The organism is Type-C symbiont of Plautia stali (assembly GCF_059730935.1).
This window is the reverse complement of sequence record NZ_AP035923.1, coordinates 778,570-798,987: the sequence shown is the minus strand read 5'-3', so window position 1 is coordinate 798,987 and position 20,418 is coordinate 778,570. Positions and strand designations below refer to the sequence as shown.

At 59.1% G+C, this 20,418-nt stretch carries 17 protein-coding genes; 4 read left to right on the top strand and 13 right to left on the bottom strand.

What is annotated here, in order from left to right; genetic code table 11:
* Positions 1-44 precede the first annotated feature (44 nt).
* Positions 45-2,192, bottom strand: coding sequence for an ornithine decarboxylase (locus AC6I7J_RS03690; RefSeq protein ID WP_058757120.1), 2,148 nt, complete (start codon positions 2,190-2,192; stop codon positions 45-47).
* 560 nt (positions 2,193-2,752) lie between these two features.
* On the opposite strand from AC6I7J_RS03690, the gene acuI reads away from it, so the two are divergent.
* Positions 2,753-3,745, top strand: coding sequence for an acrylyl-CoA reductase (NADPH) (gene acuI / locus AC6I7J_RS03685; RefSeq protein ID WP_260641579.1), 993 nt, complete (start codon positions 2,753-2,755; stop codon positions 3,743-3,745).
* A gap of 16 nt (positions 3,746-3,761) precedes the next feature.
* On the opposite strand, the gene AC6I7J_RS03680 is transcribed toward acuI, so the two are convergent.
* Genes AC6I7J_RS03680 through AC6I7J_RS03660 form a run of 5 tightly spaced genes read right to left on the bottom strand, consistent with a single transcriptional unit; the run spans position 3,762 to position 9,797 of the window.
* Positions 3,762-4,541 (bottom strand): heme ABC transporter ATP-binding protein, encoded by a 780-nt coding sequence (locus AC6I7J_RS03680; RefSeq protein WP_150059347.1) that lies wholly within the window; start codon positions 4,539-4,541, stop codon positions 3,762-3,764.
* Positions 4,534-5,535, bottom strand: coding sequence for a FecCD family ABC transporter permease (locus AC6I7J_RS03675; RefSeq protein ID WP_394515896.1), 1,002 nt, complete (start codon positions 5,533-5,535; stop codon positions 4,534-4,536). The genes AC6I7J_RS03680 and AC6I7J_RS03675 overlap by 8 nt, the downstream gene beginning before the upstream one ends.
* Entirely contained in the window at positions 5,528-6,352 is an 825-nt protein-coding gene (locus tag AC6I7J_RS03670) for a heme/hemin ABC transporter substrate-binding protein (RefSeq protein WP_394515895.1), read from the bottom strand. The genes AC6I7J_RS03675 and AC6I7J_RS03670 overlap by 8 nt, the downstream gene beginning before the upstream one ends.
* Entirely contained in the window at positions 6,349-7,380 is a 1,032-nt protein-coding gene (locus tag AC6I7J_RS03665; protein WP_394515894.1) for a hemin-degrading factor, read from the bottom strand. The genes AC6I7J_RS03670 and AC6I7J_RS03665 overlap by 4 nt, the downstream gene beginning before the upstream one ends.
* 50 nt (positions 7,381-7,430) lie before the next feature.
* Positions 7,431-9,797: a TonB-dependent receptor domain-containing protein gene (locus AC6I7J_RS03660; protein ID WP_394515893.1), complete on the bottom strand. Its 2,367-nt coding sequence runs from the start codon at positions 9,795-9,797 to the stop codon at positions 7,431-7,433.
* 342 nt (positions 9,798-10,139) lie between these two features.
* Between AC6I7J_RS03660 and AC6I7J_RS03655 the strand changes: the two genes are divergently transcribed.
* Positions 10,140-10,427, top strand: coding sequence for an Rdx family protein (locus AC6I7J_RS03655; protein WP_021506610.1), 288 nt, complete (start codon positions 10,140-10,142; stop codon positions 10,425-10,427).
* Between the two features lie 5 nt (positions 10,428-10,432).
* On the opposite strand, the gene AC6I7J_RS03650 is transcribed toward AC6I7J_RS03655, so the two are convergent.
* The 4 genes from AC6I7J_RS03650 to dnaK form a co-directional block, all read right to left on the bottom strand.
* Positions 10,433-10,972 (bottom strand): PadR family transcriptional regulator, encoded by a 540-nt coding sequence (locus AC6I7J_RS03650; RefSeq protein WP_021314062.1) that lies wholly within the window; start codon positions 10,970-10,972, stop codon positions 10,433-10,435.
* 85 nt (positions 10,973-11,057) lie between these two features.
* Positions 11,058-11,831 carry a siderophore-interacting protein gene (locus AC6I7J_RS03645; RefSeq protein WP_215481507.1) on the bottom strand — a complete coding sequence of 258 codons (774 nt, stop codon included), beginning with the start codon at positions 11,829-11,831 and terminating at the stop codon, positions 11,058-11,060.
* A gap of 416 nt (positions 11,832-12,247) precedes the next feature.
* A complete protein-coding gene (gene dnaJ, locus AC6I7J_RS03640) occupies positions 12,248-13,384 on the bottom strand; it encodes a molecular chaperone DnaJ (RefSeq protein WP_021508663.1) in 1,137 nt (378 codons plus the stop codon).
* A 103-nt stretch (positions 13,385-13,487) separates the two neighbouring features.
* Positions 13,488-15,398 (bottom strand): molecular chaperone DnaK, encoded by a 1,911-nt coding sequence (dnaK, locus tag AC6I7J_RS03635; protein ID WP_021508662.1) that lies wholly within the window; start codon positions 15,396-15,398, stop codon positions 13,488-13,490.
* A gap of 297 nt (positions 15,399-15,695) precedes the next feature.
* On the opposite strand from dnaK, the gene satP reads away from it, so the two are divergent.
* The gene (satP, locus tag AC6I7J_RS03630) at positions 15,696-16,256 is read left to right on the top strand and encodes an acetate uptake transporter (RefSeq protein ID WP_104188361.1); all 561 of its coding nucleotides are present in this window, start codon (positions 15,696-15,698) and stop codon (positions 16,254-16,256) included.
* Positions 16,257-16,295: 39 nt separating this feature from the next.
* Here satP and AC6I7J_RS03625 read toward each other — a convergent pair whose 3' ends face one another.
* From AC6I7J_RS03625 to tal, 3 genes are all read right to left on the bottom strand, one after another.
* Complete coding sequence (locus AC6I7J_RS03625; RefSeq protein ID WP_127834543.1) at positions 16,296-17,606, bottom strand: MFS transporter; 1,311 nt, start codon at positions 17,604-17,606, stop codon at positions 16,296-16,298.
* A gap of 113 nt (positions 17,607-17,719) precedes the next feature.
* Positions 17,720-18,307: a molybdopterin adenylyltransferase gene (mog, locus tag AC6I7J_RS03620; protein ID WP_394515891.1), complete on the bottom strand. Its 588-nt coding sequence runs from the start codon at positions 18,305-18,307 to the stop codon at positions 17,720-17,722.
* A 124-nt stretch (positions 18,308-18,431) separates the two neighbouring features.
* The gene (gene tal, locus AC6I7J_RS03615; protein WP_058757131.1) at positions 18,432-19,385 is read right to left on the bottom strand and encodes a transaldolase; all 954 of its coding nucleotides are present in this window, start codon (positions 19,383-19,385) and stop codon (positions 18,432-18,434) included.
* Positions 19,386-19,597: 212 nt separating this feature from the next.
* Here tal and yaaA point away from each other — a divergent pair, with 212 nt between their 5' ends.
* Positions 19,598-20,371, top strand: a complete 774-nt coding sequence (gene yaaA / locus AC6I7J_RS03610; protein ID WP_058776217.1) for a peroxide stress protein YaaA — start codon at positions 19,598-19,600, stop codon at positions 20,369-20,371.
* Positions 20,372-20,418: the final 47 nt, after the last annotated feature.

Sequence of the window (20,418 nt, the reverse complement as noted above, 5' to 3'; positions counted from 1 at the left end):
CCGCCCGCGGGAGAAGGTGGCGTGCGGTGGGGGAACAGCCCCTCTTATAACATCATATTCGCCACTAACCGCTTGTGCCCGCTGTCATCTTCCTCGGTGTAAACCCCCTGCAACTCCGGTGAAAAGCCCGGCAGCAGATTGATACCCGCTTCCAGCGCGAGGAAATAGCGCTGCACTGCCCCGCCCCAGGTTTCGCCTGGCACCACACACAGCACACCCGGCGGATACGGCAGCGCCCCCTCGGCGGCAATGCGCCCTTCGGCGCTGGCGATCGGCACCAGCTCAACGTCACCGCGAATATACGCCTGATGCGCATCCTGCGGATTGACCTCGACTTTCGGGAAACACGCCTGACGGAACATGTCGCGCTGCAGATCCTTGACGTCGTAGCTGACGTACAAATCGTGCATCTCCTGGCACAGGCGACGCAGCGTGTAGCCCTGATAGCGCTCGACGTGCCTGCGATACACGCTCGGCAGCACTTCGGCCAGCAGCGCATCCTCACGCACGTGCTGTTCAAATTGCTCCAGCATCGCCACCAGATGCGCCATTTTTTCCGGCGTTTCCGCTGGGGTCAGCAGGAACAGGATTGAGTTGAGATCGCACTTCTCCGGTACGATACCGTTCTCGCGCAGATAGTTGGCGAGAATGGTGGCCGGAATGCCAAAGCGGGTGTATTCGCCGCTGGTGGCATCGATGCCTGGCGTGGTGAGCAGCAGCTTGCACGGGTCCACCAGATACTGTCCGGCATCGTAACCGGCAAAACCGTGCCACTTCGCGCCCGGTTCGAAGCTGAAATACGCCGGATCGGCGGCGATGGTGGCGGTTTCTGCCGCCTGCCATGGCTTGCCGTGCACCTGCTCCGGCAGGAAGGGCTGAATCAGGCTGCAGCGCTCGAGGATCGCTTTGCGTGCCTCAATGCCCAGCGTGACGCAGTCGTGCCACATGCTGCGCCCCGCTTCGCCCTGATGCATTCTGGCGTTGATATCCAGCGCAGCGAACAGCGGATAGAACGGGCTGGTTGAGGCGTGCAGCATAAACGCGTTGTTCAGGCGCTTGTGTGGGCAGAAGCGTTTCTGGCCGCGAATATGGTTATCTTTCTTGTGAATCTGCGAAGTCTGCGAGAAGCCCGCCAGCTGCTTATGCACCGACTGGGTGACAAAGATCCCCGGGTCGTTCTCGTTAAGCTCCAGCGTCAGCGGCGAGCAGCCGGCCATCAGTGGAATAAACTGCTCATAACCCAGCCATGCCGAATCAAACAGAATGTAGTCACACAGATGCCCGATGCGATCCACTACCTGGCGCGCGTTGTATACCGTGCCATCGTAGGTGCCAAGCTGGATAATCGCCAGCCGGAACGGACGCGGCTGATCCGCGCGCTGTGGCGCGACCTGGCGCACCTGCTCGCGCAGATACGTCTCGTCGAAACAGTGCGCATCGATGCCGCCAATAAAACCAAACGGATTACGCGCCGCTTCCAGATAAACCGGCGTGGCGCCTGCCTGGATCAGCGCACCGTGGTGGTTAGATTTATGGTTATTGCGGTCAAACAGCACCAGATCGCCGCGCGTCAGCAGCGCATTGGTCACCACTTTGTTGGCGCTGGAGGTGCCGTTCAGCACGAAGTAGGTTTTATCGGCGTTGAACACGCGCGCGGCATATTTCTGCGCATCCTTGGCCGAGCCTTCGTGGATCAGTAAATCGCCCAGCTTGACGTCCGCGTTACACATATCGGAGCGAAAGACGTTCTCGCCGTAGAACTCATAAAACTGACGTCCGGCCGGATGGCGGCGGAAAAACGCCCCGCCCTGATGGCCCGGACAGGCAAAGGTGCTGTTCTGCATATCGACATAGCGCGTCAGGGTGTCGAAAAACGGCGGCAGCAGTTCCGCCTCGTACGCCTGCGCCGCCTGCTCCAGCGCCTGCCACTCTTCCGCTGCGCCGTTGATCTCTCCGGTCACGCCCGGCAGCGTCAGCACCGCGTCATCAAAGGCGTTCGCGACAAACACCGGCAGATTGAAGCCAGTCTGGCGCAGCAGCGTCAGCACGCCGCTGCGTGTATCGGCCAGCGAGACCACTACCGCGGCCACGTCGGTGAAATCGGTATTATCCAGCGTCACCACGTCGCGCGCGGTGTTGAGACTCAGGCTTGGCGCTACCGCTACGCTGGCAGCAATTTTCAATGGGTTCATAACACAAATCCCCGTAATGAAGGATGAGTGGGTGCCAGTGGCACAGCAATGAGGAAATTTCCCCGGCGAATAACGTCCGGCGGCCGCAACCGATAGACATCAGTAAAGCCAGATCGCGTCTGTCTTTACTCATATCCAACAGCGAACGGGGCGTAGCCTCACCGCATGGTGAGCGGGAAATGCGAACAACAGATGACAGAGGCGCGCTTGTCATGAAGCGCACGGCGACAAGTGCAGATGTGCATTGTACCGGACATGGCGGCGTCCTCAGCGATGAAGATGGGGAAGAAATTCGGGCGACATGATGGCATCTTTTTTTACCGGGAACAACCAATCAGGGCGGAATTTTGATGCAGAACGTCAATGTGCTACTTCATTGATTTACATGAATAATAGTTAAGGCGCCTATTTTTAACTGCCTGAATAGTCGAAGATTACGCAAAGTTATGCAGAATGTAACGCCGGTGCGATAGCGACCGCCTGCCGCGCCCATCCGCCTGGCACTCCCTGCAGCAGAAGCGTACTATGGAGCGCACTTCTCCCAACCAGCCGGAGGCTGCATGTTCAAGGCACTGGTCATTGAAAATGATGAACAGGGATACCGCACATCCCTGCAGGATCTGTCAGAGCAACAATTGCCCGATCAGGATGTTACCCTCGAAGTAAGCTACTCCACCCTCAACTACAAAGACGCGCTGGCCATCTGCAATAAAGGGCCGATTGTGCGCCAGTTTCCCATGGTGCCGGGCATCGATTTTGTTGGCCGGGTGATCCACAGCCGTCATCCGGAGTGGCAGCAGGACGATGTTGCGCTGCTCACCGGCTGGGGCGTGGGTGAAAAACACTGGGGTGGGCTGGCGCAGAAAGCCAGCGTCTCCGGCGACTGGCTGGTTAGCGTCCCGGCGGCGCTCAGCCCGCTGCAAACCATGGCGATTGGCACCGCCGGCTTTACCGCGATGTTGTGCGTGCTGGCGCTGGAAAAACAGGGCATCACACCGCAGCACGGTCCGGTACTGGTTACCGGTGCCAGCGGCGGCGTGGGCAGCTTCAGCGTGAGCCTGCTGGCGCGTCTCGGCTATGAGGTCGTGGCATCCAGCGGCCGCGCCAGCGACAGCGCCTACCTGCTCGATACGCTCGGCGCCTCCGCGATTATCGACCGTAACGAACTGAGCGCGCCCGGCAAACCGCTGGCGAAAGAGCGCTGGGCCGCCGCGATCGATAGCGTCGGCAGCCACACGCTGGCCAATGTGTTAGCCGGGATCCAGCGCAACGGCGTGGTCGCCGCCTGCGGCATGGCGCAGGGCCTCGATCTGCCCACCAGCGTCGCGCCGTTTATTCTGCGTGGCGTTACGCTTGCCGGCGTGGACAGCGTGATGTGCGCCAAACCGCTGCGTCAGCAGGCGTGGCAGCGTCTGGCGGAACTGGTTGACGGCGCGCTGCTGGAGCAAATGACCAAAGTGATTCCACTGAGTGAGGCGCGCGCAGGCGCAGAACAGCTGCTGGCGGGCCAGGTGCGTGGGCGGCTGATTGTCGATTGCCGCCAGGCGCCCTGACCCGGTGCAGGTGCAGTTATGGCCGCAGCTGTATCTGCGGCCGATCCTGCGCTGGCGGCGTAACCACCTGCAGGTCGGCCTGATACCAGCGTGTCAGGATCGGTTCGGTCATCACCGCGTGCGGCGCGCCCTGCGCCACCAGCTGGCCGTGGTGTAATAACAACACCCGATCCGACCACAGTGAGGCCAGATTCAAATCGTGCAGCACCGCGCAGACGCTAAAATGGCCATTGCGCGTCAGCCGGTGCAGCAGGCGCAGAGTAGACTGCTGCCAGTAGAGATCGAGCGCGGAGGTGGGTTCATCCAGCAACAGCCAGCCGCGCGGGCCGTCGTCATGCCACAGCTGCGCCAGCACCCGGGCCAGCTGCACGCGCTGCTGTTCCCCGCCCGACAGCGACCGATAGTCGCGCTGCGCCAGTGGCGCGCTGCCGGTTAACTGCATCACCTCCTGCACCACCGCCTGGCAGTTACCGGTCGGCCAGGGTGCGCGCCCCATCGCCACCACGTCGGCAGCCGGCAGCGGAAAGGTGACGCTGTTTTGCTGGCGCATCACCGCGCGGCGCTGCGCCAGCGGTTCGCGCGGCCAGGCCGCCAGTGGACGATCGCCCAGCCAGCATTCACCGGCGTCCGCGTGCAGAAAGCCGGTCAGCAGCCGCAGCAGCGTCGACTTACCGGCACCGTTAGGACCGATCAGGGCAACCATTTCGCCCGGCGGCAGCGTCAGGGAGACATCATCGATTAAGGTACGCGTTCCCCGGCAAAACCGCAGTCCGCGCGCCTGCAACTGCTCACTCATTCAGCCCCCTTTGCTGGCGCAGAATCTGCCACAGGAACCACGGCCCGCCCAGCAGACTGGTTAGCAGCCCGACCGGCATTTCGGCCGGAATCACCACGGTGCGCGCCAGCGTATCCGCCAGCAACAGCAGAATCGCTCCCGCCAGCGCCGCGCCCGGCAGCAGCCAGCGGTGGTCACTGCCGAGACAAAAACGCATCACGTGCGGCACCACCAGCCCGACAAAACCGATAATGCCGCTGACCGCCACCGCCGTGCCCACCAGCAGCGCACTCAGCACCAGCAGCTGGCGCTGCGTGCGTTTAACATCGACGCCCATATAGTGCGCGTCCTCTTCGCCCAGCTGCAGCAGATTGAGGCGACGCGCGCGCGTCTGTACCAGCAGCAACGCCGGAACGATCAGCAGCGCACACACCAGCAGGCTCGGCCACTGGGCACCCGTCAGGCTGCCCATGCCCCACAGCGACAGCTGACGCAGCTGCTGGTCGTTGCTCAGCCACGACAGCACGCCAACCGCCGCGCCGCATAGCGCATTAATCGCAATGCCCAGCAGCAGCAGGCGCGCCAGCTGGCTCTGCGCCAGCCGGCTAAAGCTGAAGATCAGCAGCGTCACTACCAGGCTGCCGGCAAACGCTGCCAGCGAAGGCAGCCACAGCGCCAGCAGCGGCGGCAGGCTGACCGGCAACACCACTGAGAGCGCCACCGCCAGCCCGGCACCGCTGCTGATACCCAGCAGTCCGGGATCGGCCAGCGGATTACGAAACAGCCCCTGCATCACCGCACCGGACACCGCCAGCGCCATGCCAGTCAGCACCGCCAGCAATACGCGCGGCAGGCGAATTGTAAGCCAGATTTGCCAGGCCAGATCGCTGAGCGGCGCCTGCCACAGCGTGCGCAGCGACAGCGGCATCGCGCCGAGGTTGGCCGCCAGCAGCATGCACACCAGCATGCTGATACTCATTAACATCAGCCAGCGCATCATCAGGCGGTTAATCATGCTGCGCGGCTTCCGCCGCATGGCGCAGGCGCAAAATCGCGCCCGGCGTATCAAGGCCGAAACTCAGCAGCGCCATCTCATCAATCACCAGCAGCGCGTGATGCTGGCCGGCCGGCGTCAGCTGCAGGCCCGGCAGCGCCCACACCGCCTGTTCGCCTCCCAGCGTGCGCAGCCCCTCTTCGCCGACCACCACCAAATCCGGTGCTGCCGCCACGACGCCCTCCTGTGACAGCTGCTGATAGTGCGGCACCGCGCCCATGGCATTGACCAGGCCGGCAGCGCGAATTGCGCCGTCAGCGCCGGTCTGCGCACCAGCCGCCTGGGTGCGTAAGCCATCGTGCGCCATGATAAACAGTACTTTCACCGGCAGCGGCTGCTGCGGTAGCTGCGCACGCTGTTTGTTGACCTTGTCGATCAACGCGCGGGCCGCCTGTTCACGCTGCAGCGCGTTGCCAATGGTGGCGATTTTGTCCGTGATGGCATCGAGGCGGTTATCCCCACTGACCTCCACCACTGTTACCCCGGCGTCCGCCACCTGCTGCAACACCAGCGACGGTTTAGCCAGCGCGCTGGCCAGTACCAGCGTCGGTTTCAGTGCCAGAATGCCTTCCGCGTTGAGCTGGCGCATATAGCCGATATCCGGCAGCCTGGTGGCCGCCGCCGGATGCTGGCTGGTGCTGTCGCGCGCCACCAGCTGCGCCTGCGCATCCAGAGCGTAGACGATCTGCGTTACATCGCCCCCGATAGTAATGATGCGCTGCGCCGCCCACGCCGGCAGCGTCAGCAGAGCAAGCAGTGTCAGGATCAGCGCTTTCATGCGGCGGCTCCTGTCGGCGTCAGCGCCGTCACCTGCTCGCGCCAGCGTGCCTGTTCCGGCGTGCCCTCGCTGCGCTGGCCGTACAACTGGGCAATCTGCGTGCCATCGGCAGCGAACAGCTCCAGACTGGTGACGAAGCCATCGCCGCCCGGCTTGCGCGTCACCCAGCTCTCGTGAATGCGATCCGCCATCAGATGCAGCGTGAACGTGGGGTTAAAAACGTTAATCCAGTTATCCAGCGGCACCACTTTCCCGATAGTGCCGGTAAAGATCTGGGTACAGCCGCGATTGCCGACGAAAATCATGATTTCATTGCCATCCTGCTGTACCTGGGCCAGCAACGTTGCCAGCGCGGTGTTGCTCACCTGACGCGCTAAATCATCCGGCACCGCGCGAAACGCCTGCGGCCGCGAGAGATGGTGACGCTTCAGCAGGCCAAAGAACTGATGCACATCGGTCATGGCACGCCACTCCGCTTCGACAGTGCCGGCATCCACCCTGTCGCTGAACGGCGTGGCACTGACCGGCTGCGGCTGCAGCTGAGGCGCGTGCGCCAGCCGGAAGCGCTCAATCAACGCTTGCCACGCCGGCATCTCCGTGTGCGCGGTGGTGTAGATTTTCAGCACCGCATCAGCGTGACGATCGAAAATCTGTATGCTCTGCCGTTCGCCGTGCGCGGTCTGCTCGTGCAGGAAGAAAGCACTGTGCCACTGCGCGGGAAACAGACGCTGGTCGAGCGCACGCGGATTAAGCACCATCCCGCCATGTTCGCCGAGATGCAGATTGCTGTAGGTTCCCACCTGTTCGTGCACCGCCCAGGCATTGCGCGTAATACTTTTGGTCTCACCCACTGCCGCCAGCGCCGTCAGCAGCGCCGGAAAATCGGCGCGCAGCGGCTGCGCGTCGTGGCCCACGCGCGCTTCGCACAGCTGTGCTTCCCCTATGCCCATCAGCGCAGCTAAATCACGCGCGTACATTTTTGGCTGCTGGCCTTTCAGCGCCAGATAGTGTTGATAGCGTTGATGCATTGCGCTTGCTCCCGTGAAAATGCCCTGCGCCACCGCAGGGCGAAAAGTGATTAGAAGTCGACGTTCACGCCCAGTTGCCAGGTGCGTCCCGGCATCACGGCCAGATTGATGTCGTTGCGCTCCTGCGCGCTGGCGCTGGTCAGCGTGCGGCTGCTGAGGTAATCCCAGTATTTACGATCGGTAATGTTGTAGACACCGCCGCTCAGCCTGACATTTTTCGTCAGCTGCCAGTACGCGGTGGCATCGATCAGGCCGTAGCCCGGCACGCGCATGTATTCGCTGCTGGCGTCGCTGATGGCCGCCCCGCTGTTGCTGTAGCTCTCACGGTTGGTGGCGCTGGCCTGTTTGCCTTTGACGAAGGTGGCGGTGAGCGCCGCGCCGTAACCGCGCGCTTTGTCGTCCCACGCGACGCCGACAATCGCTTTTAGCGGCGCGACACTGTCGAGATCGATGTATTTGTCGCCCAGATAGCGGGATTTCGCTTTCCCCTCGCTGTAGCCGAGCGCGAACGTGCTGCTCAGGCCATCCACGGTCGGGAACCAGCTGCCGTAGTTGACGCGGGTGCTGATCTCCGCCCCATAAATGTAGGCTTTGTCGCGGTTCTCAGCCTGATAACTGGTGTAGATGTTGGCCGGAACATTGACGAACATCGCCGGATTGGTGGCGCGGCGATAGCGGGTGTAGGCAATAAAGTTTTTGTAGGTGTTGTAGAACACCGAGGTATTGAGGGTGATGCCGTCGGTCGGCTGTCCTTTCAGACCCCACTCAAAATTGTTGCTGGTCTCGGTTTTCAGATCGGCATTACCAATCAGCGCATACTGCGCGCTGCCGGCGTAGCTTGAACCAAGGTTCCACGAACCGTACAGCTGGCTGGTGGTCGGGAACTCCACGCCGCGCTTATATTGCAGCCAGGTGGTGAGCGCCGGATTGATATCGTACTGGAAGGTCAGTGACGGCAGTACTTCGGTGTCTGAATTGGTCTTGCCGTACAGTTTTTCCACCTGCTCTGCGGTCAGCACCGTGCTGCCGTTGGTCAGATCGCCGAGGTTCTTCGGTTTGGTGCTTTGATGAATAACGCGCACGCCGGGAATCACCGCGAAATTGTGGCTATCGAGATCGAAATTGATTTTATCCTGCAGATAACCGGCCACGGTCCAGGAACGGCTGTCCGACTGCGGCTGGGTGATGGTGCCGAAGGTGCCCGGGTTCGGCTCCTGGCGGAACGGACGCTCGCTGTTCTCCACGCGCGCGTTGATGCCGCCGCTCAGCTCGTGGCGGCCGAGGATTTTGCTGGCGCGCGTGTCAAACCCTAAGGTATCGACGTTGTAGTCAGAGTAGACGAAGCCGTACTGACTGGCGCTGGTCGGTAACCAGGTGGTGTCGTGCGCCTCGGTTTGCTGCCAGTAAATTCGCGTGGTCAGCGTATCGATCATCTCGTTGTACGGCGTCCACTCGTCGGCAAGGTTAATGCCCCAGCGGCGCGAATCGCTCTGCTGTTGCGCAGTGCCCCAAATAGTGTTGCCGCTGCTGCTGTCCCAGGTATCGTAGTGGGTGTGATTGGTTTTGTGGTAGTAGTCGAAGGTGGCGCTCAGCTTGTGCTGATCGTTTGGCTGCCAGATGCCCGACGTCATAAAGGCATCCGAGTGCCAGTTGGCCGGGTAGGCGTCTTTTACGCCACTGTTGTTGCGCGTCTGCTGGCCGTCGCGGCGGCTGTAGACAAACAGGCCGCGCAGTTCATCATCCCCTGCCGCCGCAGTGATGCCGTTGTGCCAGCTGCGATCTGCCGAACTGTAGTCGCTCTGATAACCGAAATAGTGGGTTTTATCGCTGCTGAGGTAGTCGTCCGGCGACTTGTTATGAAACGATACGTTACCGCCGATTGCGGTGTTAGGTTGTTCCACCGATGTAGCGCCCTTCTCAATTTCGACGCTGCCAAACATATACGGGTCGATGTAGTCGCGACCAATACCGAAGGTATTGTTACCGGCGCGACTGACGTACGGACGACCGGTGGCATCCGGTACCGGAATGCCATCAATATCCAGACCGACACGGTTACTTTCCAGCCCGCGAATGTTGTAGCCGGTATAGCCTGCACGGTCAAAGCCGCTTTTACCGGCTGACGAACCGCCCGCCGCGCCAGTGGCGCTGACCAGCGGCTCATAACGCATGATCGAACCGAAGTCATTGGCGCCGCGTTTTTGCAGATCGCTGGCGGTGAGCGTGGTTTTGCTGCCAGCCTGCTGCTTAGGTGCGGTAACGGTCATTACCGGTTCATTGCTGCTGTTGTTCTCTGCGGAACGCGCCAGCGTACTGCTGTCGCTGGCGGCATAGCTGCAGGCTGCGTGAATGGCTGAAGCAAGAACAGCGACTTTACACAGACGCTGCTGAACAGTTCCCTGAAGGTTGAAAGACATGCGCGAAATACCTGGTTAATTGTTAGTATTCGCTCACTTATTTGCTGCCAGAAAACCACGGCTCTATGCTAAAAACCGTGAAACAGCGCGTCACGCTGGCCAGATAATGTTATCGATCCCGGCACCTGTGGCACAGTGTCATGCGCGCTTCAGTGCACAGCTGCCGTATATAACTGGCCGCGGTGCCGCAGGGATGCCTGTGGTATTTATAGAGAGTAAAATGATGGCGAAAACAATTTAATGCAATTGGTAATCATTATCAATATCATTTGCATCAAGATGTATCTTTGTGCGCACAATTTGTTAACCCATGATTAATCAAGCACTAACAGGAGGGATAGGATGGCAGATAAACCGGCAGTAACCATTCACTACTGTACTCAATGTAACTGGCTGCTGCGTTCGGCGTGGATGGCGCAGGAGCTGCTGCATACCTTTGCCGGCGATCTCAGCGCGGTCACGCTCCAGCCCGGCAGCGGCGGCGTGTTCGAGATCAGCATTGATGGTCAGGTAATTTGGGAACGCAAACAGGAAGGCGGCTTTCCCGATGCGGCAGCACTGAAGCAGCGGGTGCGCGATGTCTGCTGGCCGGATCGCGAACTGGGGCACGTGGACAAGAAGAAACCGTAACGCGCTTAGCTGTTGGCGATCTTCTCTGCCGCGTCCTGCAGCGCCGCCACGACAATTTCCACCGTGGCCGGTGAAATCTGCTCCTGCGACAGCCGGTGATTGAGCGTATAGCGAAGCGTATGGATTGCCTGCTCTACCTGCGGAATGCTGCGGTTGTTGACCAGGATCGCCAGCGAAGTGAGCCGCCCGATAATCACCGCCACGTTTTCGCCATTTTCCGCCAGCAGCGCGCGGCCCGCATCGTTGAGCGCGTAGGCTTTGCGCGTGGCCTGGGCATCCACCACGCGAATGGCGTCCATCTCTTCCAGCAGCGTCAGGTTGGGATAAATAATGCCGGGGCTGGGGGAATATTCGCCTTTCGACAACTCTTCCACCGATTTGATCAGCTCATAACCGTGCGCCGCGCCGCTGGCCAGAAAGTGCAGCATCAGCAGGCGAATATCACTGGCATCCAGCATCCTTTCGCGCCGCTTTCTGCGTGCGCCGGCACAGCTGGCACGCTGTGCCGCATCGGCGTGCTCTGGAACATCCCGCTGCTGTTTCATCGCCTTCCCGGGGTCAGTTGAGGGAGGTTGATAGTAGTCTGGTGCCTGGTAAAATTCAACACAGGCGGCAGCGGGCGGGCGCCGGTTATTTCTGATGCCAGTAAGCGACGGCGCGCACCAGGTCGCTGTGCGCCGCACGTTGCTGAGTAAAGTAATCGCTCAGCTGTTTCACCGCCGCGCCTTCGCCGGTCAGCCAGATGAAGTAGTCATCAGCAGGCAGCACAATCGGGTCCAGCAGCGGCGTCAGCGCCTCAGCCTGCATGTTGCCGCTGCCGAGCCAGCTCACCGTGACATCCGGCAGGTCACCAAGATACGCGCGGCCGACTGGCTCATCAACACAGGCCAGCAGATGAATCTGTTGTGCATGCATTTCCTGATAGCGGCGCTTAAATGCCGGCAGACCGGTCTCATCGCACACATAAATCTGACAGGCATAATCCACCGGCACGACGCATGAGCCGCGCGGGCCGCCCATCGCAATGCGATCGCCCGGCTGAGCGGCACTCGCCCAGCTGCTGGCGACGCCGCCGTCGTGGATGTAAAAATCCAGCGTCAGCGAATCGCTGCCGTTAAAGGCCAGCGGCGTATAGTCGCGCGCCGCCGGACGTACGCCGTCAGGCCAGACGATGCCTTCGTCGGTCATGTGTGGCAGCGCCAGCGCACCGCCCGGCGTATCCGGGAAAAACACTTTGATGTGGTCGTCAAAAGAGGGCGAGTGAAACCCCGCCAGATCGCTGCCGCTAAAGACGATGCGCCAGAAGGCATCGGCCACCCGCGTTTTGCTGGCGACGGTGATGTGACGGAAGCGTAATTCATTGCGCACGCGTTGTGGAGCGCGATAGTGAGTCGGGTTTGGCAACGTTTCTCTCCCTGCAGCGACGGTCCCGCGCTACTGCGCTGCCGCACACCGCTGATGGTGCATGTTATCGAAAATCATTCTCATTAAACGCCTTGCAAGATACCTATGATATATTTTCGACGCAATGCCGAAAAATGCTATTGGCGAAAACGGAGCCGGTTTTTGCAAGGTGAGGAAGCGTTTTTTAGTGGAGATTTTCACGGCTTGAGGTAGTCGCAAGCCGCACGATATTTGTAGCGGCGCGATTTATCGCGCAATAAATTGCGTCACTAGCGAAAATGCTGCCGTTTTGACAGGAGGTGAGCTGTTAAAGCGTTGAATGACTAAAAACAATGCCGTTGAATATTTGCACGGCAGAACTGCGCATAAAAAAAGCGGAGAGTTGCCTCTCCGCTTGTTACTGTCTGCGCACCCGATTAGCGGGTCAGATCGTCAAAGAACTTCTTTACGCCGTCGAAGAAGCTTTTCGAACGCGGGCTGTTTTTCTCGCCGGTAGGTCCGCCGAAGCTCTCTTCCAGCTCGCGCAGCAGCGCTTTTTGCTTGTCGTTGAGGCTGACCGGGGTTTCCACCACCACGCGACACAGCAAATCGCCGACCGCACCGCCACGCACCGACTTCACGCCTTTGCCGCGCATGCGGAACAGCTTGCCGGTCTGGGTTTCTGCCGGCACTTTCAGCTTCACGCGACCGTCGAGCGTCGGCACTTCAATCTCGCCGCCCAGCGCTGCCATGGCAAAGTTGATCGGCACTTCGCAGTACAGGTTGTTATCTTCACGCTCAAAGATCGGGTGTTTCTTCACCGAAACCTGCACGTACAGATCGCCAGCCGGTGCGCCGTGTTCGCCCGCTTCACCCTCTCCGCTGAGGCGGATACGGTCGCCGGTATCGACGCCTGCCGGGATTTTCACCGACAGCGTTTTCTGGCGCTCAACGCGGCCATGGCCGTGACAGGCGTTGCACGGATCTTTAATCACCGAGCCGCGACCGTGACAGGTCGGACAGGCTTGCTGCACGGTAAAGAAGCCCTGACGCATCTGTACCTGGCCCGCACCGTGACAGGTCGGACAGGTCTGCGGCTGGGTGCCCGCTTTGGCGCCGCTGCCGTGGCAGACATCACACTCTTCCAGCGTTGGAATGCGGATCTCTTTGGTCACGCCGCGTACCGCTTCTTCCAGCGTCAGTTCCATGTTGTAGCGTAAATCGGCGCCACGTGAGGCGCGCTGACGGCGACCACCACCAAAGATATCGCCGAACACGTCGCCAAAGATATCGCTGAAGTCGGCACCGCCGCCACCAAAGCCGCCGCCGAAGCCGCCACCACCGCCCTGCTCAAACGCCGCATGACCGTACTGATCGTAAGCTGCACGCTTCTGCGCATCGGTGAGGATCTCGTAGGCTTCCTTGACCTCTTTGAATTTCGTCTCGGCCTCTTTATCGCCCGGATTACGGTCCGGGTGATACTTCATCGCCAGGCGCTTATAGGCCTTTTTGATTTCGCGCTCATCGGCGGATTTTGAGACGCCTAAGATCTCGTAAAAATCACTCTTAGCCATTTTTCTCTGCCCTTAACATGATCGCACGGGCGTGGAGAGATCTCCGACGCCCGTGCTGGTTTCAACGGCTGTCAGGCCAGCCGTCGCGCCCGGTCAGGGGCAATTATTTTTTATCTTTCACTTCTTCGAATTCAGCGTCGACAACGTCGTCATCTTTCTTCGCCGAAGCGTCGCCGGCATCCGCTGCGCCGGCCTGAGCCTGTTGCTGCGCCAGTTCCATCAGCTTGCTGGACACTTCCATCAACGCCTGCATTTTGGCTTCGATTTCTGCTTTATCTTCGCCTTTCAGCGCGGTGTTCAGCTCGTTCAGGGCAGACTCGATCGGTGCTTTGTCTTCCGCTGACAGTTTGTCACCGGCTTCGTCCAGCTGCTTACGCGTGCTGTGCGCAATCTGGTCACCCTGGTTACGCGTCTGCACCAGCTCTTCGAATTTACGGTCTGACTCGGCGTTAGCTTCCGCGTCACGAACCATTTTTTCGATCTCTTCCTCGTTCAGGCCAGAAGACGCTTTGATGGTGATCTTCTGCTCTTTACCGCTGTTTTTGTCCTTCGCAGACACGTGCAGAATACCGTCAGCATCGATGTCGAAGGTCACTTCGATCTGTGGCATACCGCGCGGCGCAGGCTGAATACCGTCGAGGTTGAACTGGCCCAGCGATTTGTTATCCGCCGAACGCTTACGCTCACCCTGCAGCACGTGAATGGTCACGGCAGACTGGTTGTCTTCAGCAGTCGAGAACACCTGGCTGTGCTTGGTTGGGATCGTGGTGTTCTTGCTGATCAGCGACGTCATCACGCCACCCATGGTTTCGATACCCAGCGACAGCGGGGTCACGTCCAGCAGCAGAACGTCTTTTACTTCACCAGCCAGCACGCCGCCCTGTACCGCAGCACCCACAGCGACCGCTTCGTCCGGGTTCACGTCTTTACGTGGCTCTTTACCGAAGAACTCCGCCACTTTCGCCTGCACCATTGGCATACGCGTCTGACCACCGACCAGGATCACGTCGTTGATGTCAGAAACCGACAGGCCAGCGTCGTTCAGCGCCACTTTCAGCGGCTCAATCGAACGGGTAACCAGATCTTCCACCAGTGATTCCAGCTTCGCGCGGGTCACTTTAATGTTCAGGTGCTTAGGACCAGTCGCATCCGCCGTGATGTACGGCAGGTTAACGTCGGTCTGCTGCGCAGAAGAGAGCTCAATTTTCGCTTTCTCTGCCGCTTCTTTCAGGCGCTGCATCGCCAGCGGATCGTTGTGCAGATCGATGCCCTGATCTTTCTTGAATTCGGCAACCAGGTAGTTGATCAGACGGCTGTCGAAGTCTTCACCACCCAGGTGGGTATCACCGTTGGTCGCCAGTACTTCAAAGGTTTTCTCGCCGTCGACTTCGTCGATCTCAATGATAGAGATGTCGAAGGTACCGCCACCCAGGTCATATACCGCGATGGTGCGGTTGCCCTGACCTTTATCCAGGCCATACGCCAGTGCCGCTGCGGTCGGTTCGTTGATGATACGTTTTACGTCCAGACCCGCGATACGGCCGGCGTCTTTAGTTGCCTGACGCTGCGCATCGTTGAAGTAAGCTGGAACGGTAATAACCGCTTCAGTTACCGGCTCACCGAGGAAATCTTCCGCGGTTTTCTTCATTTTTTTCAGCACTTCTGCAGAGATCTGCGGCGGTGCCATTTTCTGGCCTTTCACATCCAGCCATGCGTCACCGTTGTCAGAACCGATGATTTTGTACGGCATGATTTTAATATCACGCTGCACTTCTTCGTCCTGGAAACGACGGCCGATCAGGCGCTTGATTGCAAACAGGGTGTTCTGCGGGTTGGTCACCGCCTGACGTTTAGCCGGTTGACCGACCAGAGTTTCGCCATCCCCGGTATATGCAATGATTGACGGTGTGGTGCGATCGCCTTCGGCGTTTTCAAGCACGCGTGCTTTGCCACCGTCCATAATCGCCACACATGAGTTGGTTGTACCCAGGTCAATACCAATAATCTTACCCATCTAAACGTCTCCCACTTAAATTCTTTGCCAAATTGGGTTGTGAAGCAGAGATGCGGTCACGCTGACCACTTTCAACTGCTGCGGCAGATTTTTTTGCTGCCTCACAATGCTTGATGACAACTAAATGGGGCCGCTTCGAAGCGCATCAAGGGTTAAAACTAAAAAAAATTTAGATTCTCTTACCGCGTGAGATCAAAGTGCGGCAAAAGCCACCTGATTATGATGCAGCGCCCCGCGCCCCACCGCTGTTGGCGCGGGCGTTAAACCTATAAACAACAACGCTGCTGCTGAGGAATTATGGGCAACACCACGCTGGCGAATCCCGCCCCACTGGGCCTGATGGGTTTTGGTATGACTACCATCCTGCTCAACTTGCACAACACCGGTCTGTTTGAAATGGATGTGATTATCCTGGCGATGGGCCTCTTTTATGGCGGCATCGCGCAAATCCTTGCCGGGCTGCTGGAGTATAAAAAAGGCAATACCTTCGGCCTGACCGCCTTTACCTCGTACGGCAGCTTCTGGCTGACGCTGGTGGCGATTCTGCTGCTGCCGAAAATGGGACTGGCTGCGGCCGCCGATGGCCATTTCCTCGGCGCTTACCTGGCGCTGTGGGGTATCTTCACGCTGTTTCTGTTCTTTGGCACGCTGCAGGCCGCGAAGATGCTGCAGTTTGTGTTTGCCAGCCTGACGCTGCTGTTTGCGCTGCTGGCTATCGGCCATCTGCTGGATCACGCGGCGCTGCTGCGCATCGCCGGCTGGGTGGGCATCGTCTGTGGTGCCAGCGCCTTTTATCTGGCAATGGGCGAAGTGCTGAACGAGAAGTTTGAGCGCAGCGTGTTGCCGATTGGCGAGTAATCAACTGCGCGCGGAGCCGTGCCGCTCCGCGCGCTGCCATTACGATGAATGCAGCGAGACATCCAGCTGCGCATTAGCCTGGCGGCTGTCATGCCATAACCACAGCGCCACCAGCATGCCGATCAGCGCCAGCGCCAGCACATACCAGGCCGGCGCCATCGGCGTCAGCGACATCATTAGCGTCACGCTGATCGGCGTCAGGCCGCCAAAGATGGCGTAAGACACGTTGTAAGAGAAGGAAATGCCGGTGAAGCGCACCGCCGCCGGAAACGCCCGCACCATAACAAACGGCACCACGCCGACCACGCCCACGCTCAGTCCCGCCAGACCGTACCAGATGAACAGCATCTGCGGCGTGCCGCCAAGCTGCTGGAAAAAGCTCCAGCTGCACAGCGCCAGCAGCAGCGACCCGATCAGCAAGGTACGCGCCGCACCGTAGCGATCGACAATCCAGCCCGCCAGCACGCAGCCGATCAGCAGCATCACGGTCGCGAAACTGTTAGCCTGCAGACTGAGCGCCGCCGGCACGCCATGCTGCTTCTGCATCAGCGTCGGCGCCATCAGAATCACCACCACAATACAGGCTGATAATAGCCAGGTAAGCAGCATCGACACCGCAATGCCGCGCTTATGGCTGGCGAGAATGGTCTGTAGCGGCAGCTTTTCCGCCAGCGCCTTGCGCTGCTGCATCTGACGAAATACCGGGGTTTCATGCAGCCAGCGACGCAGATACATCGCCAGCAGGCCAAACAGGCCGCCGAGGAAGAAGGGAATGCGCCAGCCGTGATCGCGTATCGCCGCCGGCGAGAGCGAAGTATTCAGCACCGTCGCCACCAGCGAACCGAGCAGAATGCCGGCGGTTAAGCCTGCAGTCAGCGTGCCGCAGGCAAAACCGATGCGTTTCTCCGGCACATGCTCAGCAACAAACACCCACGCGCCCGGCACCTCGCCGCCAATGGCCGCGCCCTGCAGCACGCGCATCAGCAGCATCAGTAACGGTGCGGCAATGCCAATGCTGGCGTAGGTGGGCAGCGCGCCCATCGCCAGCGTCGGCAGCGCCATCAGCAGAATACTCAGGCTGAACATCTTCTTACGCCCGACTTTGTCGCCAAAGTGCGCCATGATGATGCCGCCCAGCGGGCGCGCCAGATAACCGGCGGCGAAGATGGCAAACGTCTGCACCTGACGCAGCCATTCCGGGATGTCTGGCGGAAAGAACAGCTCGCCAATCACCGCAGCGAAGAAGACGAAGATGATAAAATCGTAGAATTCCAGCGCCCCGCCCAGGGCAGCCAGCGCCAGGGTTTTGTAGTCCTGGCGGTTGAGTTGACGCGTTGTCAGCGAATCCATAAGAGTGCGGTATCCAGAGGCCATGTCAGTATAGTTGTAAAGCTTCGGTTACTATACCGTCAATATTTTGCCACACCAGTCACTCTGCATTTTATGCCTGAAAACGGCAATTTTCAGACGTTTGTCTCACGCCGTGCGCTTTTCGGGCGAAAAGCTGCTACCACCTCCGGGTGGGTTTCGACGTAAGGCCCTTCCAGCAGCTGTAAACAATAGGGTACAGCCGCGAAAATCCCTGGCACTTTCACCGTACCGTCATCCGCTTTCAACCCTTCCAGCGTCTCATTAATCGATTTCGGCTGTCCTGGCAGATTGAGGATCAGCGACTGCTTGCGGATCACGCCCACCTGGCGTGACAGAATCGCGGTCGGCACAAACTGCAGGCTGATCTGCCGCATCTGCTCGCCAAAGCCGGGCATCTCGCGGTCGGCTACCGCCAGAGTCGCATCCGGCGTGACGTCGCGCCGGGCCGGACCGGTACCGCCGGTGGTCAGCACCAGGTGGCAAAAACGTTCGTCGACCAGCTCGCAAATCGCCTGCTCAATCATCGGCTGTTCATCCGGAACCAGGCGGGTTTCAATCTCAAACGGTGTCGCCAGCGCAGCGCTAAGCCAGCTTTCCAGCGCCGGAATGCCCTGATCCTGATAGATGCCGTTAGCGGCCCGATCGGACACGGAAATTAAGCCAATACGTAAAGTATCCATAGAGTTATCGCTGTGTTGACCGCGGGGCGGTGAGAAAAAGGGGAATGGCAGAAAGGATAATACAAAGCATCAGCGAGGGAAACGCGAAAACCGTGGCGACCGGCAGCCGCCACGGCACATCACCTTACAGCAGTTCGGCGATCATCTTCTCAAGTTTGCCCTGGTCGATGGCAAAGTTGCGGATACCTTCGGCCAGTTTGGTCACCGCCATTGGATCCTGGTTGTGCTGCCACAGGAATTCCGCTTCGGTCATTTTAGCCGGACGCGCTTTCACTTCGCCGCTGTAGCTCAGTTTACGCTCTACGCTGCCTTCGCTCTCGGCCAGCTCTTTCAGCAGGCCCGGAGAGATAGTCAGGCGGTCGCAACCGGCCAATTCAATGATTTCGCCGACGTTACGGAAGCTGGCGCCCATCACCACGGTTTCATAGCCGTGCTGCTTGTAGTAGTTGTAGATTTCAGACACTGATACCACGCCTGGATCTTCATGCGCTGCGTACTCTTTCTTGTCGGTGTTCTGCTTGTACCAGTCGAGGATACGGCCAACAAATGGCGAAATCAGGAACACGCCCGCTTCGGCACAGGCACGCGCCTGGGCGAAGGAGAACAGCAGCGTCAGGTTACAGTTGATGCCTTCTTTCTCCAGCTGCTCCGCCGCGCGGATGCCCTGCCAGGTTGAGGCCAGTTTGATCAGGATACGATCGTTGCTGATGCCGGCATCGTTGTACAGTTTGATCAGGCTGCGTGCTTTCGCGATGCTCGCTTCGGTGTCGTAAGAGAGACGCGCGTCAACTTCAGTAGAGATACGTCCCGGGATCAGTTTGAGAATTTCCAGACCAATGTTGACGGCCAGCTTGTCAGAAACCAGCGCCAGCTGCTCTTCTTTGTTGCTGCTCTGCTGACGTGCCCAGCTAATGGCTTCGTCAATCAGTTTGCGGTATTCAGGGATTTGCGCAGCGTTGAGGATCAAAGAAGGGTTAGTAGTGGCATCCTGCGGTTGGTAGAGTTTCATTGCCGCGATATCACCGGTGTCGGCGACCACAGTAGTCAGCTGACGCAAGGAAGTAAGTTTGTCCGTCATGGTTCTCTTTTCTCTTAAGTTGACTGTCAGGGTGTAAAAGGCTGTTGCGATAATATCACGCAGGCTAAGCGGCGCAACATCGCCGCGTGCCCTTTACGATAGCGCTAACAAATGGGAGCAATTTGCCGATCCGTGCAGCTTTTTTGCTACACTCGTCGCGACATTTTTCCCATCCATCCCCTGAAAACAGCGGGTCAACGAGGACAGACACAATGCTGATGGTTATCTCGCCAGCCAAGACACTGGATTATGAAAGCCCGCTGGCAACGTCACGGTTTACTCAACCGGCGCTGTTAGAAAAATCACAGCAGCTGATTGACGTGGCGCGCGATCTTTCCCCGGCGCAAATCGCTTCGCTGATGGGCATCAGCGACAAACTGGCGCACCTCAACGCCGACCGTTTCAGCCAGTGGCAGCCGCCCTTCTCACCCGATAACGCGCGGCAGGCGATTCTGGCCTTCAAAGGTGATGTTTATACCGGTTTGCAGGCTGAGAGCTTCAGCGAGGCCGACTTTGATTTTGCCCAAAAACACCTGCGCATGCTTTCGGGGCTGTACGGCCTGCTGCGCCCGCTGGATTTGATGCAGCCGTACCGTTTAGAGATGGGCATCAAACTGGCGAATCCGGCCGGCAAAGATCTCTACAGCTTCTGGGGCGACCTGCTGACGCAAAAGCTCAACGACGCGCTGGCGGAACAGGGCGATGACGTGCTGATCAACCTCGCCTCCGATGAGTATTTCAAAGCCATCAAGCCGAAGCAGCTGAATGCCGAGCTGGTTAAGCCGGTGTTCCTCGATGAGAAAAACGGTAAGTTCAAGGTGATCAGTTTCTACGCCAAAAAGGCGCGCGGGCTGATGAGCCGTTACGTGATTGAGAAGCGCCTGACGAAACCAACGCAGCTGAAGAAGTTTGATGTTGACGGTTATTTCTTTGATGCGGCGGAGAGTAAGGGTAACGAGCTGGTATTTAAGCGCCGCGAGCAATAACGCCAGCTTCACCTGAATCGTAGCGGCGCAAATCATTGCGCGTCTGT

Excerpts from the sequence above, each read along its gene's own strand:
- dnaK (WP_021508662.1), bottom strand. The coding sequence starts at position 15,398 with ATGGGTAAGATTATTGGTATTGACCTGGGTACAACCAACTCATGTGTG.
- AC6I7J_RS03680 (WP_150059347.1), bottom strand. The coding sequence starts at position 4,541 with ATGAGTGAGCAGTTGCAGGCGCGCGGACTGCGGTTTTGCCGGGGAACG.
- AC6I7J_RS03625 (WP_127834543.1), bottom strand. The coding sequence starts at position 17,606 with ATGGATTCGCTGACAACGCGTCAACTCAACCGCCAGGACTACAAAACC.
- AC6I7J_RS03690 (WP_058757120.1), bottom strand. The coding sequence starts at position 2,192 with ATGAACCCATTGAAAATTGCTGCCAGCGTAGCGGTAGCGCCAAGCCTG.
- AC6I7J_RS03665 (WP_394515894.1), bottom strand. The coding sequence starts at position 7,380 with ATGCATCAACGCTATCAACACTATCTGGCGCTGAAAGGCCAGCAGCCA.
- mog (WP_394515891.1), bottom strand. The coding sequence starts at position 18,307 with ATGGATACTTTACGTATTGGCTTAATTTCCGTGTCCGATCGGGCCGCT.
- AC6I7J_RS03660 (WP_394515893.1), bottom strand. The coding sequence starts at position 9,797 with ATGTCTTTCAACCTTCAGGGAACTGTTCAGCAGCGTCTGTGTAAAGTC.
- satP (WP_104188361.1), top strand. The coding sequence starts at position 15,696 with ATGGGCAACACCACGCTGGCGAATCCCGCCCCACTGGGCCTGATGGGT.
- yaaA (WP_058776217.1), top strand. The coding sequence starts at position 19,598 with ATGCTGATGGTTATCTCGCCAGCCAAGACACTGGATTATGAAAGCCCG.
- tal (WP_058757131.1), bottom strand. The coding sequence starts at position 19,385 with ATGACGGACAAACTTACTTCCTTGCGTCAGCTGACTACTGTGGTCGCC.
- AC6I7J_RS03655 (WP_021506610.1), top strand. The coding sequence starts at position 10,140 with ATGGCAGATAAACCGGCAGTAACCATTCACTACTGTACTCAATGTAAC.
- AC6I7J_RS03670 (WP_394515895.1), bottom strand. The coding sequence starts at position 6,352 with ATGAAAGCGCTGATCCTGACACTGCTTGCTCTGCTGACGCTGCCGGCG.
- AC6I7J_RS03675 (WP_394515896.1), bottom strand. The coding sequence starts at position 5,535 with ATGATTAACCGCCTGATGATGCGCTGGCTGATGTTAATGAGTATCAGC.
- AC6I7J_RS03650 (WP_021314062.1), bottom strand. The coding sequence starts at position 10,972 with ATGAAACAGCAGCGGGATGTTCCAGAGCACGCCGATGCGGCACAGCGT.
- acuI (WP_260641579.1), top strand. The coding sequence starts at position 2,753 with ATGTTCAAGGCACTGGTCATTGAAAATGATGAACAGGGATACCGCACA.
- dnaJ (WP_021508663.1), bottom strand. The coding sequence starts at position 13,384 with ATGGCTAAGAGTGATTTTTACGAGATCTTAGGCGTCTCAAAATCCGCC.